13 protein-coding genes are annotated in these 18,288 nt (G+C 37.2%); 5 read left to right on the forward strand and 8 right to left on the reverse strand.

Going from position 1 to position 18,288, the window contains the following annotated elements:
• Positions 1–21 precede the first annotated feature (21 nt).
• Positions 22–537, forward strand: a complete 516-nt coding sequence (locus tag PP182_RS01760) for an alpha-ketoglutarate decarboxylase (RefSeq protein WP_272649606.1) — start codon at positions 22–24, stop codon at positions 535–537.
• Positions 538–579: 42 nt separating this feature from the next.
• The gene (locus PP182_RS01765) at positions 580–1,683 is read left to right on the forward strand and encodes an acyltransferase family protein (RefSeq protein ID WP_272649607.1); all 1,104 of its coding nucleotides are present in this window, start codon (positions 580–582) and stop codon (positions 1,681–1,683) included.
• 33 nt (positions 1,684–1,716) lie between these two features.
• On the opposite strand, the gene PP182_RS01770 is transcribed toward PP182_RS01765, so the two are convergent.
• From PP182_RS01770 to PP182_RS01785, 4 genes are all read right to left on the reverse strand, one after another.
• The gene (locus PP182_RS01770; RefSeq protein WP_272649608.1) at positions 1,717–2,064 is read right to left on the reverse strand and encodes a hypothetical protein; all 348 of its coding nucleotides are present in this window, start codon (positions 2,062–2,064) and stop codon (positions 1,717–1,719) included.
• A gap of 23 nt (positions 2,065–2,087) precedes the next feature.
• Entirely contained in the window at positions 2,088–3,365 is a 1,278-nt protein-coding gene (locus tag PP182_RS01775) for a metal-dependent hydrolase family protein (RefSeq protein WP_272649609.1), read from the reverse strand.
• Positions 3,366–3,443: 78 nt separating this feature from the next.
• A complete protein-coding gene (gene galE, locus PP182_RS01780) occupies positions 3,444–4,460 on the reverse strand; it encodes a UDP-glucose 4-epimerase GalE (RefSeq protein ID WP_272649610.1) in 1,017 nt (338 codons plus the stop codon).
• A 43-nt stretch (positions 4,461–4,503) separates the two neighbouring features.
• Positions 4,504–5,658 (reverse strand): DegT/DnrJ/EryC1/StrS family aminotransferase, encoded by a 1,155-nt coding sequence (locus tag PP182_RS01785; RefSeq protein ID WP_272649611.1) that lies wholly within the window; start codon positions 5,656–5,658, stop codon positions 4,504–4,506.
• 91 nt (positions 5,659–5,749) lie between these two features.
• Here PP182_RS01785 and PP182_RS01790 point away from each other — a divergent pair, with 91 nt between their 5' ends.
• The 3 genes from PP182_RS01790 to PP182_RS01800 all read left to right on the forward strand — a co-directional run bounded on the left by PP182_RS01790 (position 5,750) and on the right by PP182_RS01800 (position 9,950).
• Positions 5,750–6,985 carry a 3-deoxy-D-manno-octulosonic acid transferase gene (locus PP182_RS01790; RefSeq protein WP_272649612.1) on the forward strand — a complete coding sequence of 412 codons (1,236 nt, stop codon included), beginning with the start codon at positions 5,750–5,752 and terminating at the stop codon, positions 6,983–6,985.
• An 18-nt stretch (positions 6,986–7,003) separates the two neighbouring features.
• Positions 7,004–7,240, forward strand: a complete 237-nt coding sequence (locus tag PP182_RS01795) for a hypothetical protein (protein WP_272649613.1) — start codon at positions 7,004–7,006, stop codon at positions 7,238–7,240.
• Positions 7,241–8,129: 889 nt separating this feature from the next.
• Entirely contained in the window at positions 8,130–9,950 is a 1,821-nt protein-coding gene (locus PP182_RS01800) for a helix-turn-helix domain-containing protein (RefSeq protein ID WP_272649614.1), read from the forward strand.
• A 507-nt stretch (positions 9,951–10,457) separates the two neighbouring features.
• Here PP182_RS01800 and PP182_RS01805 read toward each other — a convergent pair.
• The 4 genes from PP182_RS01805 to PP182_RS01820 all read right to left on the reverse strand — a co-directional run bounded on the left by PP182_RS01805 (position 10,458) and on the right by PP182_RS01820 (position 18,283).
• Positions 10,458–12,212 carry a RagB/SusD family nutrient uptake outer membrane protein gene (locus PP182_RS01805; RefSeq protein WP_272649615.1) on the reverse strand — a complete coding sequence of 585 codons (1,755 nt, stop codon included), beginning with the start codon at positions 12,210–12,212 and terminating at the stop codon, positions 10,458–10,460.
• 48 nt (positions 12,213–12,260) lie between these two features.
• Positions 12,261–15,458, reverse strand: a complete 3,198-nt coding sequence (locus PP182_RS01810; RefSeq protein WP_272649616.1) for a SusC/RagA family TonB-linked outer membrane protein — start codon at positions 15,456–15,458, stop codon at positions 12,261–12,263.
• Between the two features lie 625 nt (positions 15,459–16,083).
• On the reverse strand, positions 16,084–17,811 hold the full coding sequence (locus tag PP182_RS01815) for an efflux RND transporter periplasmic adaptor subunit (protein ID WP_272649617.1): 1,728 nt from the start codon (positions 17,809–17,811) through the stop codon (positions 16,084–16,086).
• Positions 17,801–18,283 (reverse strand): DUF305 domain-containing protein, encoded by a 483-nt coding sequence (locus tag PP182_RS01820; protein WP_272649618.1) that lies wholly within the window; start codon positions 18,281–18,283, stop codon positions 17,801–17,803. Before PP182_RS01820 ends, PP182_RS01815 begins: the two co-directional genes overlap by 11 nt.
• Positions 18,284–18,288 lie beyond the last annotated feature (5 nt).

The following is an 18,288-nucleotide window of genomic DNA, read 5'->3' on the forward strand; positions in this document are numbered from 1 at the left end:
GTTTAAAACAAAAATTCCCAAATGATACTGAAAAAATTGATTTTTGGTTGCTTTTTGGTGCTCCTTCCCTCCATGGTCCTTTCCCAAAATATTTCAGGTCAAAACGATTTTTGGAAGCGTGTAAGATACGGTGGAAGTTTAGGACTGGGATTTTTCAACGGAGGGTTTAACGCTTCTGTTTCACCAAGTGCCATTTATCCTTTTAGCGACGAATTTTCCGCCGGTGCGAGCCTAAATTTCAATTATGCCAAGTTCAATGATAACAAATTATTGGCCTATGGCGGAAGTATATTGTCCCTCTACAATCCTATTCCACAGATACAACTTTCAGCAGAACTGGAACAACTAAGAATTAATAGAACATTTGAGGCTACACCTGTAAACATTGAAGACAATTATTGGTCTCCTGCCTTATTTATTGGAGCTGGATACAGTAATTATAATGTAACCTTAGGTCTTAGGTATAATCTGCTTTATAGGGAGAATGAAAGTATTTATACCAATGCTTTACTTCCTTTCATTAGGGTATATTTTTAAATTACTAATTTTCTTTACCAATTCATAACCAAACCTACCAACATGAACAAATTGAAAAACAGATACCTTTCTCTTGATGTCTTTAGGGGATTGGATGTGGCTTTAATGATCATTGTAAATTCTCCCGGCAATGGAGACACTAGTTTTGCCCCTTTAAAGCATGCGGAGTGGCATGGTTTCACCCTTACGGACCTTGTTTTTCCCACCTTTTTGTTTGTGGTTGGTAATGCCATGAGCTTCAGTATGAAAAAGTATGAGACCCAAGGAGATGTCGCCTTTTTCAAAAAGGTATTGAAGCGATTTGCCATTATATTTCTATTGGGGTTCCTAATGTATTGGTTCCCTTTTTTTGAAAACGGAACGCTAAAACCTCTTGCCGAAACCCGAATATTCGGCGTTCTTCAGCGCATTGCCCTGTGCTATCTTTTTGCTTCCATATTACTCTATTACTTCAAAACACGCACGGTAATTATTTTTAGCGCATGCGCCTTGATATTTTATCATATCCTTTTACTGACTTTTGGCGACCTTACGTTACTCGGTAATGCTGTTTTAAAGCTGGATAAATTTTTAATTGGTGCCAATCATATGTACCACGGCAATGGCAGGGTCGCTTTTGACCCTGAAGGGCTATTAAGCACACTACCTTCCGTCGTGAATGTCCTAGCTGGGTACCTTACAGGTAAATTCATTCAAAAAAATGGACAGAGCTACGAAACAGTAGCTAAAGTTTTAATGGTAGGTTGTGTTTTGGTTCTTGCAGGATTGGCCTGGGACCTAATTTTACCCATTAACAAAAAATTATGGACCAGTTCTTTTGTACTTTTAACATGCGGAATTGACCTCTTCGTTATTGCTATTTTGGTCTACTTGTTAGATATGACCAAGACCTTTAAAAGAACATACTTCTTTGAGGTTTTTGGAAGGAATACCCTATTTATTTACCTCTTATCCGAAATCTTCATTATCAGCCTGTTTGAAATTAAAATGAAAGGAACAAGTGCTTACCATTGGATAGCGGATAATATATTCATTGCAACAACAGGTGATTACATGGGATCATTATTGTTTGCCCTTTGGGTTATGCTGACTTGTTGGCTGGTTGGTTATATTATGGACAAGAAAGGTATTTACATAAAGGTTTAACTTTTTTGAATCATAACAAGCTACAAAGCCTATTTATTTGTATTTGTTTCTGAGCAAAACTTTTTGAAATTCCCGCTTTAGGATTAGAAACGCCATTTGACTTGAAACCTCAACAGTATCGGTAACCTCTATATGTTGAAATTCTTTTTCCGGTATATCAATGACATAAAGTACGTTTAGATATTCAGAAAACCGTTCCATCATCAGGAAATAAATTTTCTCTACGAGCACTTTAATCAGTTCTTCACTTTTGATATCCCTAGTTATATTTAAGGGAACATTGGCAAGTAAGAAATCCTTTTCAAGTTGCTGAATTAAACCATCATACAAATCCTCCTTTTTTGTTTTGAACAGCAATTCTATGACCCCATTTTTCTCCATGCCAATTATTGATGCTTTCAGAGCTATTCCTCCGATTTATAGATTTCACCTTCTTTCATTACAAAAACAACCTCTTCAAGCGTATCCACATTTTGCAGTGGATTCTCGTTCACCGCAACGATATCGGCAATATAGCCCTTCTTTATTTGACCTAAATTCTCCATTCCCAACAAACTGGCATTCGTTATTGTTGCAGAGCGCAAAGTTTCAATGATTGGCATTCCCGCCCGGTGCATGTAGCCAAATTCCTTACCGTTATCGCCATGGGGAGAAACTCCAGAATCTGTTCCAAAGGCAATAGGAACACCCTTTTTGTAAGCCTTTGCAAAAGTTCCCTCTAGCTGCGGTCCAATTTCCAAAGCTTTCTTTGCCACTACCGGAGGCAAGTAACCAGGTATCTTCGCCAACCGAGCGGCCTCTTGTCCCGCAGATATGGTAGGGACCATGTAAGCATTATATGCTATCATTAAATCCATGGTCTCTTCGGACATTAAGGTGCCATGTTCAATGGTCTTAATTCCACCCCTTACAGCACGCTGCATACCTTCATCCCCATGAGCATGTGCCGCAGTGAGCATTCCATAATCTTTGGCTGTTTCCGTGATGGCCTTTATTTCCTCTAAGGTAAATTGCGGATTTTGTCCATTCTTTGCAACACTCAAGACTCCCCCCGTTGCAGTAATCTTAATTACATCGGCTCCATTTTTGTAACGCTGGCGAACGGCCTTTCTGCCATCCTCTGGTGAATTAACCACTCCCTCTTTTGGACCCGGGTCTCCCATAAGGTCGCTTCTTGTCCCATTCGTGGGGTCTGCGTGACCCCCAGTGGTCGCCAAGGATTTTCCTGCTGTATAAATCCTAGGCCCTACAATGGTTCCTTTGTTGATTGCGTTTCTAAGCGAGATGTTGACTCCCGATCCACCCAAATCCCGCACGGTGGTGAAACCGGCCATCAAAGTTCTTTTTGCATATATGGTAGATTGAAAAGCTACATCTGCTTCATTCTTTGTAAAGCGCTCCAGATATCTTGACGGACTAGATTCACTCTCAATATGTACGTGCATATCTATAAACCCCGGTAAAACAGTTTTTGACTTTAAGTCAACCAAAATATCAGAATTGGAACCAGTTACATATCCGTTCTGTACACTTTTTATTTTTCCTTCGGATACGACAATAGTTTTTTCATTTAAGATTTTTCCAGACTCTACATCCAAAACCTTTCCACAATGAAGATATGTATCCTGTGCGCTAAGCAGACCAACAACCAAAAAAATTAAAAATAAAAACGGGGTTTTCATATCTACGATTTATTCTATAATTAAATAAGGGGAAATATAGTTATATTTCCCCTTATTTAATATGCCTAACTCCTAAAATCAACTCCTGATTTTCTGTTCCCAATCCCAAGCCGACTTCATGGCCTCATCCAAAGAGTATTGAGATTTCCAACCCAGAACTTCATTTGCCCTAGTGGTATCCGCATAGGCGGAAGTAATGTCACCAGGTCGTCTATCAACTATCTTATATTTCAATTTTTTACCTGATACTTTCTCAAAACTATTTATTACTTCCAATACAGAACTTCCTTTACCGGTGCCAACATTAAAAACTTCGTAATTTTCTGAATTCTTCCCAGCCAATAATCGCTCCAAAGCCACTACATGGGCTTTCGCCAAATCTACCACATAAATATAGTCGCGAATACAGGTACCATCCTTAGTTGGATAGTCATCACCAAAAACGGATAATTCTTCTCTAAGGCCTACCCCAGTTTGTGTAATAAATGGCACTAAATTCTGAGGCACACCTATAGGTAATTCACCGATCTCAGTACTGGGATGAGCCCCCATGGGGTTAAAATACCTAAGCGCAATTGCATTTAGACTTGGGGAAACCTTGCAGGTATCCCTTATGATCTCCTCCCCCATTTGCTTTGTGTTACCATAGGGAGATTCTGCTTCCTTGACAGGAGCATTCTCGGTAATTGGCATCTTATCGGCCTGACCATAGACCGTACAGGAGGAACTAAAAATAAAACTAGCCTTGTTTTTTTTGTTTAGCTCTTTTAGGATATAGACTAAAGACCCAATGTTGTTCTCATAATAAAGTAGGGGCTTCTCCACGCTTTCACCAACCGCCTTCGAGGCCGCAAAGTGAATTACTCCTTCTACATCAGGGTTGTTTTGAAAAAAACACTCGACCTTTTCTTTATCCTTAAGATCCATTTTTTCAAAAATGGGTTTTTCACCAGTGATTCTCTCAATACCACCTAGAACATTTTCATCAGCATTGGAGCAATCATCAATAATAACGACTTCAAAACCTTTGTTTTGAAGTTCAACTACGGTATGAGATCCGATAAAACCCAAACCTCCGGTAACTAAAATTTTCATGCAATAAGAATTTACCCGATTCTAAAAATACTACTTTGACTGTCTAAGCATTCATAAACTCGATAACCTTACCGGTAATAAAGGCAATTTGCTCATCATCCAATTCAGTATGCATCGGCAATGAAATCACCTCTTCCACGAGTTGATTGGTTACAGGGAAGTCGACTTCCTTATATCTATCGTCCAAATATGCTTTTTGCTTATGAAGTGGAATAGGATAATAAATACCACAAGGAATATCGTTCTCATTTAGAAATTTCACTAAGCCATTACGTTTTCCGCTGGTGATTCTTAAAGTGTATTGATGAAAAACATGGCAGTCGCAAGTATCACAAATACCCTCACATTGATTTACCGTTTTTGGAAGGATGATACTCTCCTCATTCCTTAATGCCTCGTTATATTTACGTGCTGCGGTTCTGCGGGCATCGCAATAATCATTCAATTTTGGGAGCTTGGCCCTAAGAACAGCTGCCTGTATCGAATCCAACCTAGAATTAACACCAACAACATCGTGATGATATCTTTCATACATCCCATGATTAACAATACCCCTAATAGTATGCGCCAAAGCATCATCATTCGTAAAAATTGCCCCTCCATCCCCGTAACATCCTAAATTCTTGGATGGAAAGAACGAAGTAGCTCCAACATGCCCTATGGTTCCTGCCATTTTTTTATCCCCCTTACCCGATAAGTATTTTGCTCCAATTGCTTGGGCATTGTCCTCAATAACATAAAGGTCATTTTTTTCTGCCAGTTCCATTATGGCATCCATATTCGCGCATTGACCAAATAAATGCACAGGTACAATTGCTTTTGTTTTTGATGTGATTGCCCTTTCAACGGCACTTATATCAATATTGAAGGTATCTGGTTCAACATCTACCAAAACAGGAGTTAATTGCAATAATGCAATCACTTCTACCGTAGCGGCAAACGTAAAATCCGCAGTTATCACCTCATCTCCCGGTTTTAGACCAAGGCCCATCATCGCAATTTGGAGTGCATCGGTACCATTGGCACAGGGAATTACGTGTTTAACTTCTAAATATTCCTCTAAATCCTTTTGAAAAGCATGTACTTCCGGACCATTTATATAGGAAGAAGTTTCCAATATTTGGGAAATTGATGCATTTACTTGTTCCTTTATTTCCTGGTATTGACCCCCTAGGTCTACCATCTGTATTTTTTTCATATCAGTGGATTAGATGAAGTTGGGCAAAAATACGAAACGAGTTAGAATGATTTTCTTGAAAGAAATGTAATTTAGTCACAAATAAATCATTTTGCGGTTCATCTATTCCTTAATTGTTTCCTTGGTTTGGCAATTATTAAAACTTATCGCCTTGGCAAATCCAAAGATTGCCAAATTCGTAAGTGGTAGAAAACAGGTAATTAAGACCTTAAAAAAACACCTTTCGAAAACCGATAAAGTGGTGTGGATTCATGCTGCATCCTTAGGAGAGTATGAACAAGGACTTCCTATTTTGGAAAAGTTAAAAAAAGACTATCCAGAACATAAGGTCTTGTTAACCTTCTTTTCACCTTCTGGATATGAAGTTAAAAAGGACACTTCCCCTGCCGACATCGTTACATATCTTCCATTGGACACTCCACAAAAAGTCAAGAGTTTTCTAAACGTCTCAAATCCTAAAATGGCTATTTTTATTAAATATGAAATATGGCCTAATTATTTGTCAGAACTAAAAAAGAGAAATACACCCACTATTCTAATTTCCGCAAGATTTAAATCGGATAAAATATTCTTTAAAAGTTATGGTAGGTTTATGCGAAATGCTCTCAAAAAATTTACCTATTTGTATGTTCAAGACCTAAAATCCCTAGACCTTTTAAAATCCATAGGGATGGAAAATGTAACGGTAACCGGGGACACCAGACTAGATCGGGTATCAGAAATCTTAAAACGCAATAATTCACTTCCTTTTATGGACCAATTTTGTAAACAAACAAAATGTCTTGTTGCGGGAAGTACTTGGCCAGATGATGAAGTTTTCCTTATTGATTATATCAATAATAGTAAAAACGACGAAAAATATATCATAGCCCCCCACAACATTAAGGAAGAGCATATCCAAAGTCTTAAAAACTCAATCCAACGAAAAACGCTATGCTATAGCAGCCTACCTGAAAAAATTCCAAAGGAAACAGCCGTAATAATCATTGACACCATTGGACTATTGACTAAAATTTACAGTTATGCCACTGTGGCTTATGTGGGAGGAGGATTTGCCACTGGTTTACATAACACGCTTGAACCAGCGGTATTTGGAATACCGGTCATTATAGGACCAAAATACAAAGGGTTTCTTGAAGCAGAAGATTTGGTTAAACTGGGAGGAGTGATTCCCATTTCCAACAGAAATGAATTTTTTAATAGCGCTAATAGTCTTCTCAACGATGAGCAAAAATGTACCAAGGTTGGTGAAATAAACTCACAATATATCTTAATTAACAAAGGGGCAAGCATCCAAATTATGAAAGGTATTCGTACATTAATATAGTACTAGAAGGTAATACGCATGAAGGGCACCAAATCCATTACGATTATATTATTATATATTACACTCTGTTCTTGTTGGGATTCCTATGTAAATACGAAGCAAACTCCCGAGAAGAAAGCCCCAAGAGAAGTGGTCCCTTCTAAAAAAGATTCTAATTTATTAAGGAGACCCGAGCCTAATCAGCATAAATTAAGGAAAAACAAAGCATTGGACACACTGAAACCCATTGTTGCCTCTGCGTTTTTTAGACCTTAACAATTGTATTCCAAAAAATAAGAGCTTTATAATTGTTCTTTATTTTAAAGATTTTTTGCATCCCTTAATCGAATTAACCTCCTGTTTTCCAACAACTTTGTTTTAAAAAAGGTATATTGTAGTAAACAACACTATATGATTATGGAACAAGAACTTTCGTTTGGGGTAAAACTCCTTAATGGTTTTTTAAAATTTATGATTGCTTGCCTTGTAGGAATTTTAGTGGCTATCCCGATAGCACTAGTTTTGGATTGGTTAGATTTGATTTAATACCTAAATAGTATTTAACCTATATAAAAAAACTACAGGATGCATTTTTAAAGTGCATCCTTTTCAATTTACAAAGACCTTCATATTGGATTTTTTACGATAAAATGTACGAAAACTTCGATGAGCAACAACAAATTGTCGGTCATTGGCAACGGTAAAACCCTGTTACACAACAATTAATACAATTAAACTCTTACTATTCCGTACTTTATTAGTAATAACTTTAAAGTAGGTAATGTTATGAACAATTTATCATTTAAAACGGGGGTTGATACTTATCTATCAATACTCATCATTGCAATGAATGCCTTTTTGGCGGTTGTTGCAGTTGGATCCTTATTAGCCTTATTTGGCTTAATTTAATTAATCAAAATTTTCGATTATAGATTTAAATCTACAATTAGAAAAAGCCCTCTTAATGAGGGCTTTTTTAGTTAATTAAGCTCAATACCCTTATCGCTAGCCTTGACTTTTAACCGTACTCAAAAACATCAATTTTCTGAAATTTAGAAAGTTGTGAAAGCCTATATCATATTTCAATTTCAAACCTTAGCGAGTAATAGTATTAACCAAGTTAATTTTATATTTTAGATGCTTACTTAAGGTTGATAATGACGGTTTGAACAAGAGCTCCAAAATATTCGTTACTGTTTTTATTATTTTTCACTCATTGGTTTTTTCCCAAAATGAAAATGATAGTATTGGCGGTTACTTCAATCGCATAGAAAATTTAATTTCCGAAATAAAAATCAAGAATAAGTATAAGGAAATCAACACGCTTACTGCATTGGCAGCCAATGTAAATGGGAAAGAAAAAGCGGACATCTTACTTCAACTCTGCCATCTTTATACTTATAGAAACATTGAAATAGCCAAAAATTACAATCAAGAGGCTCTTGAGATTTCTCAGGATTTGAATTATCAAAATGGTGTCAACAAGGCCAAGTTTAATATAGCCTATCTTCAGTTTATACAAGGAGACTTTAATCGTTCCATGGAGGTTATAAAAAGCCTCGAGGAAAAGGTAAGCTACATTAGATTTCCAGAAACCTATGCAGATTTTGAAACTTTAAAATCTGATATACATACGGAAAAAGGAGAGTATGATATGGCGCTCGAAACTGGGCTTAGCTTACTGGACGTTGCTGAAAACACAAAAAACGAGTATATCTTATCAAAGGCTCATGCCGCATTGTCCCATTACTATCTTCGATTAGAGAATTATGAAAAAGCCTTGGAACACTGTCTTAAAGGCTTGGATTATATTATAAAACAAAAAGACACACACTATATCTTTCAAAAGGTTGATGAAATAGCCAGAATGTCTGCGAAATTAGGAGACAAGGAAGCGGCCTTATTAGCTTATGATTTCTACCTAAAGATGGAAAAGGAACTCTATTCCCCTGGCAGCTATATCCAAAGTGTAGTTTACATGAATATGGCTGACATTTATATGTCTAATGAAGAATTTAAAAAATCACAGAAATATTTGGACCAATCCTTAGATATGATTAAATCCAATAATTATCGTTTTAGATTACCTAGAGCACTTATGATACGGGCAGAACTCTTTTTAAAAACCAAAGATACCTCGAATGCAATTTTAGCTTACGAAAAGAGTATAGATGCAGCAGAAAACATTAATGCCTTTGACGTCATAAAATCAAACAGTCTAATTCTTATGGACTTATATGATGTGACTGATAAACCCGAAAAAGTAAAGGAATACAGAACCCTACATGACGCCATAAGAGATTCTTTGTTTAATAACGAAAAAGAACAACGCATCATAATATTGGAGACAAGAAGAAAAATCAAGGAAGCCAACCAAAAACAGCAGGAACTAGAAATGGTTAATTTATCTCAGAAGTCAAAGTTGACCGCTATTATTACTGCCCTGGTTTCCTTTCTAATAGTGGGGTTATTTGTGGTAATCTCCTATGTAAAAATTAAAGAAAAAAATAAGGTTATTTACAGAAGAACCATTGAAAATCTTGAAGCACAGTTAAAAACTGGCAATAATGAGGTATCCGTTAAAAAGTCCATTTCCAAATCTGAGGACAGGACGAATCCGGCTTTGGACGACCATGTAAAATACATAATACTGAATAGGCTGAAAAAATTGGAAGCAGAAAATTTCTTTATTGATTCGCACTGCAATCTTCATCAGCTTTCAGAAAAACTCAAGACCAACCCAAAATACCTTTCGCAGGTCATTAATATTGAAAAAGGCTCCAATTTCAATAATTATATCAACGAACTAAGAATCAATTATTTATTAACTAAATTATTACAGGATGAGGAATTTCGCAATAGTAAATTAAGCTATATTGCTTCCTCTATTGGATACAACAATCTCAATACTTTTAACGCAGCCTTTAAAAAGAGACAAGGGATTCTTCCCTCCTACTTTATTAAACAATTGAACGAAGAGAATTAATAATTAGCAACTCTGCTATTTAAAACAAAAAAAGGTAGCACGGGGGAATACCAACGCTACCTCTTAGGAAATTAAATAAACTAACTCAACTTAGTATGTAGCCCTTACTACACTTACTCAAGTTACAATAAAAAGTAATCAATATATGTAACTAAAAATATTTTACCCTTAAAATTCATGAATTTTACAAACTGTAACCATGGTTATTTCAAAGGATACAGAACTTGTCAATCCATAAGATAAACGCCTCATTAATAATTAATTATTCTATTATCCAAAATTTTTAAAATTAATAGTTCCACTTTTAAGCTACGTTGTCTCTCTTTGAAGTATATTAAATAAACAACTATTAAATCGCTCCATAAAAGAACCATCATAACGAGACAAATCCATTCTCAAGATTTCCTTTAAGTTTTTATTGCACTTTTCCAAATCTTCATTCAAATAAAAAGGCTTGGGGTTTTTAAAAACCCCAAGCCTTATATAATTCATCTAAATACTAATTAATTAGTAAGCAGGATCTTGAGTTAAGGTTGCCGTACCTTCAAGGAAAGATCGGTCAATTGCCTGCGAAGGTATCGGGAAATATTCATTTCTACCTTCTGTGAAAGATCTACCATTCAAATACGTTCTGAATTGAGATTCACTAGCAATGTAGGCATTTAACGTTTCCGCCGCTATACCCCATCTTACCAAGTCCCAATATCGGTGACCTTCCATGGCAAATTCCAATCTCGTTTCAAAACGAACCGCTTTACGCGCCACTGCAGCATCAGTCCAAGGGGTATCGTAAGTAGCGATATCATAATTTGCAGCCGGCACCCCTTCCTCTACGGTAAAGTCATTTCTATTTTCACCCTGTATGGCATTGGGCACAAAACCATCTGGATTTGCCGCTCTAGTCCTGATCTGATTTACCAGTGCTCTAGCTTCCTCCAAATTTCCAAGTTCAACTTCAACTTCGGCTAACCATAAAATTATCATACCTAATCTCATGTAGCGGTAATTATTAGCCGTTAGGTTACCCCATCCTCCAATTCCGAAACCTTCAGGTTCCGCAACATGCTTCTTAGAGAAGTAAGGACCTGCGTAGGACAAATCCCGAACAAAATCGGTCTGATAAATTTTAAAACCTTTATAAAGAATACCAGGTCTACCTAAGGTATGGTCAATTCTTGGATCCAATCGAGCCGTTACTACAGAAGAACCATCGGCATTGGTATCAGGGGACACATTAGTGTCGTTAAAGTTATCCAGTAACGGAAGTCCGTTCTCTGTTTGATACGCATTTACCAAATTCTGTGAAACTTGATAAAAGCCACAGCATCCCCATGGATCGGTATATGGATGTGCTAGCCCCATTCCTCTAGAGGAGGCTTGGTCGGCCGCACTACTAATAGCATATTGAATTTCAAATATAGATTCTGAGTTGTTACGCGTAGACACTAAGAAATTATCTTCAAAGCTAGGGGCTAAACTAAAAGGTCCATTATCTATAATGTCTTCCAATATTGGTTTTGCCTCCTGTAATTTGGAAACATTTGCAGAACCATCGTCGTTCCAACCTTGGTACACCTTTGCTTTCGCCAGGAATGCCTTAGCGGCCCAACTTGTCGGTCTACCTATATCCGATTGGGATGCAGGTAAAACAGCAGCTGCAGCCTCTAAATCGGCTTCAATTAAAGGCCAAATCTCACGATCATTTGGAACAAGCGTACTGTTAACGTCATTAATATCAAAATTCTCATCACCGACATATTTTGGCATTCTCCACATCTTGCGGGCTTCCATATGAAAAACACCCCTTAAAAATGTAGCCTCGGCAATAATCTGCTCCCTTCTTGCATCATCCAAGCCTTCTACAGTCCTGGCAGAAACAATAGCATCATTTGTTCTAGCTATCCCTTTATATAGAGACCTCCATCTATTGGTGATGTGACCATTAAATGCCTGAAAATCGTAGGCTTCTATAAATGATTGCTCGGGTTGGTCTCCTGCATCCGTGCCTTTTAAGGCATCGTCTGAAGCAATATTAAACGCCCAATTCTCTACTGTTACATTCCAATCATTTGATCCGTCAACACCGGAACCGTCGATCATGGCATAGGCTCCCAAAAGGATACCTTCAACACCATCCGGTGTTAAAAGACTAGGTTGTCCAAATTGCCCTTCCGGTTCCCTGGTTAGAAATTCATCGCTACAGCCCGTAACTAGGACGAGAAGACCTGTTAGTGCTGTGAAAATTAATTTTATCTTTTTCATTTTTTATAATTTATGTGTTTTGAAAGTTTTCACAATCCTATTTTTTAATTAATCAAAACTTACTCTTAACCCTAAAGTATAGGTTTTGGATACGGGCATAAACCCACCATCGAATCCTAAAGTCGCATCACTTCTTGGAGAATTGATTTCAGGGTTTAGTCCTGAATATTTTGTCCAAGTTGCTAAGTTCTGCCCTTGTATATAAATTTGAGCTCTAGAAATACCAACGCCATCCATTAAATCTTGTGGGAAGTTATAGGTCAATTGAACATTCTTTAACCTAAAATAACTACCATCTTCAATGAAATATGAAGAAGGACGGCTACTTACCTGATCATTAGCATCCATAATAGGAACTGTTGCATTAGGATTTGCCGCAACCCACTCACTACGGGGAGCTGTTGGGTTCGATGGTTGCCAAGCATCATATAAAGCTCTTGTAGACCTGTTACCTTGGAAGGTGTTAAAGTCGGCAAAATAGCGAACGTAATTATAAACATCGTTACCTTGGAATCCATTACCAAAGATATTCAAGGCCAAGTTTTTATAGTTAAAATCTAAATTGATACCATAGGTAAAGTCCGGATGAGGACTTCCTATAATAGTTCTATCATCGTCATTAATTTCTCCATCTCCGTTGATATCTACCACCTTTAACTTACCAGGAGCATTGTAGTCACCATATTCTGGCCACGCATCCGCCTCTGCCTGAGATTGAAATATTCCGTCGGTTACAAATCCATAGAATGAAGAAATAGGACTCCCTGCCTGAGTTACGGTTAAGGATGGTACACGAGAAGCATCTCCAAACAATCGGGTATCATCACTTTCACTTAACCTATTGACCTCGTTGGTATATTGAGAGAAATTGATTCCAATTCCATAGCCCCAGTCTCCTTTATTTTCATTCCAGTTAATAGCCAAATCCACCCCTTTGTTTGTCATTTGACCAACATTGAAAAACGGAGCGTTTGCATCACCCGCACTATAGGCAATTGGTGATCTAAACAACATATCAGATGTTACCCTATCCCAAATATCCAGGTTTACATTTAATCGACTGGCAAACATGGTTAAGTCAACACCAAAGTTGTTGGAGGTTGTGGTTTCCCATTTTGCATTCGGGTTTCCGAAGCCTGCAGCATCGAAACCAATAGCCGGTGCGCTTGTTGAGCCATCAATTGGATATCCAGCATTGAATATGTTCGAACGATACGTTGTATAGGCGTTATAGTCCCCAATTTCTTGGTTTCCTGTTTTACCCCAACCATAGCGTAACTTTAACTCATCTATCCATTCCACATTATCCATAAAGCTCTCATCTGAAACCCTCCAACCCAAACTAAATGCTGGGAAAAAGGCACTTCTCGATGCCGATTGGAATCTTGAAGAGGAGTCGTTCCTTAAAATCAACTGTGCTAAATATTTGCCATTATAATCATAATTAAATTTACCAAACTGAGAAAATAACGTATAGTCGATATAAGCTGCTCCATCATTAAAAGATGTGGTAGCATCACCCAACCTAAGATATCTTAAAATATCGGTAGTCTCAAAAGCGAATTGATTTCGACCTGCATTGAAAAACTCCCCAAAAGCTTGTATTCCTTCAACACCTACGAAAGCATCTACATTGTGAACTTCATTAAATGTTTTACTAAAAGTAAGTACGGTATTCCATTGCCAGTTATATTCATACCTATTACTAGAGGTAGACCCATTTATAAAGTTACCCTCTACATATTCCGGTTGTGGTCTACGAAGATCAATACCCCTTTCATTTTCGGCATCAACACCAAAACTTGTTTTTAATTCCAATTCCGGTAAGATATCGTAAGAGGCATATACATTACCCAGTAATCTAGTCCTATACCTTCTATCATCCTGATCTCTTGTCAAGATTGCAACGGGGTTAAAGTTATTACCCAAGTTTGCACCTCTACTACCCGCAAAGTTTCCTGCAATATCATAAATAGGCAATAATGGATGATGCTTATAGGCACCAGAAACCGTATTTTGTTCATCATCATTGGAGAACCCTCCTTTTCTGTTATCCAAACTAACCGTAAGATTTTCGCCTATGGTCAATTTATTGTTTAATGCCCTGAACTCTGTATTGGCCCTAATAGAAGTTCTGTTATAACCAACAAACTTTGTAATGGCATCTTGTTCAAAATAACTTAATGTAAATGCATACCGGGCACTTTCCGTAGCACCTGATGCACTAATTTGATGATTCAAAATAGGAGCTGACCGTATCGACTCCTCCCACCAATTGGTATCTGCAGAACGTGTAATTGCATAAATATTTCCTGGCTCCAAGGCATAGAGACTTGGATCTGTACCCGCATCCCCTTCATTTGCAGCACTTGGAAAGACATAATCTGGAATGGTAACCTCCCCGTTTGGACCAAATGTGTATTGCCCATGACTAGGTGTTTTGCCCGCATACAAATCCGCTAAATATAAATATTCTCCCAGTTCCTCGGCGTTTAATGCTTCCACATCTTCTGCAGCTGATTGTATACCGTAATACGTCTCATAACTAATTACCGGTTTTCCTAGCTTTCCTTTTTTAGTAGTAATGATAATTACACCATTTGCTGCACGAGATCCATATATGGAAGCAGCAGATGCATCCTTCAAAACTTGCAATGATTCTATATCACCAGGGTTTAGGTTAGCCTGGGATCTAGAGGGAACTCCATCTATAATATAAAGTGGATCATTGTTACCAATAGTACCGTAACCACGAATACGCACCTTGGCCTCACCACCAGGTGTTGCATCACTTACAATTCCAATACCTGCGGCCCTACCTTGTAATTGCTGGGCAAACGTCGTTGCTGGCACTGCTGTTAATTGTTCTACATCCACCGTGGATACTGAACCTGTAACATCCCTTTTGGACTGAGAACCATAACCTGTAACTACTACTTCATCCAAAGCGGCAGCGTCTTCCTCCATGGTCACATTAATAGTAGACCGACCCTCAACTGGGATTTCTACCGTTTTAAATCCGATGTAACTGAACACCAAGACAGCATTACCGTCTACATTATCCAGTGTATAATTTCCATCAAAATCCGTTTGGGTACCATTGGTTGTGCCCTTTATCAGAACACTGGCACCTGGCAAGGGACCCGCTTGGTCTGAAACGATCCCCGTTACTGTTTGTGCTTCCACCAGACCGAAACATAAAAATGCCCCGAATAGCAAAAGCCCCTTTAACATTGTACTCTTCATAAAAAATTTAGGTTTAAGTTAATATTGATTGTTGTTAGTTAAAATGAATTACTTTAAGTACCTGACCTTCTAGATTTGAGTTTATCCGAGGCCAATAAAAAATTATGTTAATATTTTAAATTTTTCTTAAAACTACCTTAACGAAATTAAACCATCATATTGTTCATAAGACAAAAACTCTCAAATTCATGAATTTTAAGGTTTTTAAGGTTTAAAATCCTCTTCATCTTCATACTCTCCCATAATTATTAAGTGTGTAATTAAAACCAACTTTCATTGAATATTTCTTCAAATTTAGTAATTTTTTAACAATTATTCGCAATAATTGAAAAAACATTAACTATACAAATAAAACTACTTGCAGATCAGTAATAGAGATTATTGAATTAAAATGAGAATTGTTAGCTCAAGTGTTATTGAGAAATATGGCATACAATGAAGAATAAATAATTTACAATGAGCCCACATCGTAAAAATTAAAATTTTAAGAAATACTTCTAAAGGTAACTTTATGCACTTGTTAGGATATACAAACAATCAGGCACTACGTACTTCCTTAATATATAATTAGAATTCACGCTTCAAGTACAGTGAATAATGAAGTTAATTATTTTAAAATTCAATCTTAATTTATAGTATCTATTATGCTTCCACATGTCATCATCTGTTCTCCATAATAGGGGTTTCTAATCTCTTTTTCTGAACTGATCCAAAATGCGCCTTTATTGTTATTGGCCATTGGGCATTTTTGAATATAGACCGGGTTTTCCATTCCTCCTATATTCATGACTATCGGAACCATATTCTCATTTAGTTCAATAAAAATATCCCTTTGATATTTCAAATCTTCACTACTCGCTACCTTGCCTAACAGTTCCTCAAGTCTTGAAAAATGTAATTTCCCCATGTTATTGAGGTCGGATTCATTAATAGAAACAAGGCTTTCCAATAGGTTTTTAGAATATTCAGACACCTCGGTTGCATTTCCAAGCACTAGAGCATTCTTAATATTGAAATAAGATGGTAAGACCGATTTAAATCCCATTTTAAAAGAATCTGGAAATACCAATTTCATATTGCCAATCCCACTAGATGTAACTTCCTTTTCTTGATTTTGAGTCATCATGGATTTTTTACCTTGTAGCTGTGCTGCCGCATCCACGGTAAAAGTTCCCTTGGTCACAACTTCATCCCCTGTTTGAAGACCTGAATTCACCACAAACATATCCCCGTTCCTATCTCCCAACTCAACTTCCCTCATCCTATAAATGGGCTTATCCTTGTTCACTTTTAGATAAACAACAGAACGTTCACCGGTCCACATTACCGCCGTAGCCGGAACCATAAGTGAATTAGAAAAATCATCCCCCGTTTCCTTTGAACTTTCTATATGTCCTTTAACGAACATTCCCGGTTTAAAAACCCCATCCCTATTATTTAAAGTGGCACGTACTGCCACTGTACGGGTTCTTTCATTTAAAATTGGATCGATAAAAATAATTGTAGCCTCAAACGACGTATTTGAATACGCATTTGTGGTCAATGTTATTTTGTCACCTTTTTCCAATGAAGCAATTTGATTCTCATATACATCAAACTCCACCCAAACCGAATTAAGGTCCATCAATTTTAAGAGCGGCTCACCTTGTTTGACATAATCCCCTTCAGAAATCATTTTTTCAGAAACAGTTCCAGAAACTGTTGCGTATATGGGAAAGTACTCCTTAACCTTCCCTGTTTTCTCAATGGTATTGATTTGGTTTTCGGAAAGTTTCCATAGCTTCAATTTGTTTCTGACTGCTTTATATAAAGCTGGTTGAGATTCCTTAAGCGACAATGAACTTATCAACTCTTGCTGCGCAGCAACCAAGTCTGGAGCGTAAATAGTTGCCAAGAGCTGCCCCTTCTCTACTTGTTCTCCTTCGAATGATACATTCAAACGTTCCAAACGACCATCAAAATAACTTGACTGTACGGCCTCAGACTCCTCATTGATTGTAATACGCCCGGATAATGTTATTCTACCATTTGTAATCGTCGATTCGTCACCAATTATCGTAGTAGCTATATTGGCTAAAGCTATCGCATTTTTGGTCATCCTAATTTCATTTATTGCCAATCCCTCACTTTCTGTATCAACAAATATCAAATCCATCCCACAAATAGGACAATCTCCCGGTTCAGACTGTATAATTTGTGGATGCATAGAGCAGGTCCACATTTGATCGGTTTCTGTAACCGCATCGTGATTATGGTCTGTTCCTTCATTTGATGAGCCACCAAAAACCCACCAACCCAACAACACACCTACTGCGAGTATTCCTATGTATATAAAAATTTTATTATTTTTCATACTCTAATCGTTTTATCATTGCTTTCATTTCTTCAATTTCTTTACGTTGTGCTTTAATGATATCTTCTGCTAATTTTTTTACTTCTGGGTCTTGAATATCTGCTCTTTCACTTGTTAAAATAGCTATAGAATGATGCGGTATCATGGCTTTCATCCAAAGAACATCACCAATTATTGGTGCTTGTGTTCTTACCAATCCTAATGCCCCCACAAACAGGATAAAGCTACCTGCAAGTATGGCACTATTCTTCTTTTTGTCGTTATACATTTTGCGCATAAAAAACCACATGATGACTGCCATTGATGAAACCCCTAAGCACGTCATATAAAATCGTGTTAAGCTAAACCATACGTGGTCCATGGAATAAGTGTTCAGATACATAGTTATATACATTGCTACAAATGAGCAAGCCAACATTATAAAGAAGGTTTTGTAATTTCCTTTGCTTGAGTGTTCCTTTGAATTTTCCATAATTT

This window comes from Maribacter sp. PR1, from assembly GCF_028464145.1.
Classification (GTDB): Bacteria; Bacteroidota; Bacteroidia; order Flavobacteriales; family Flavobacteriaceae; genus Maribacter.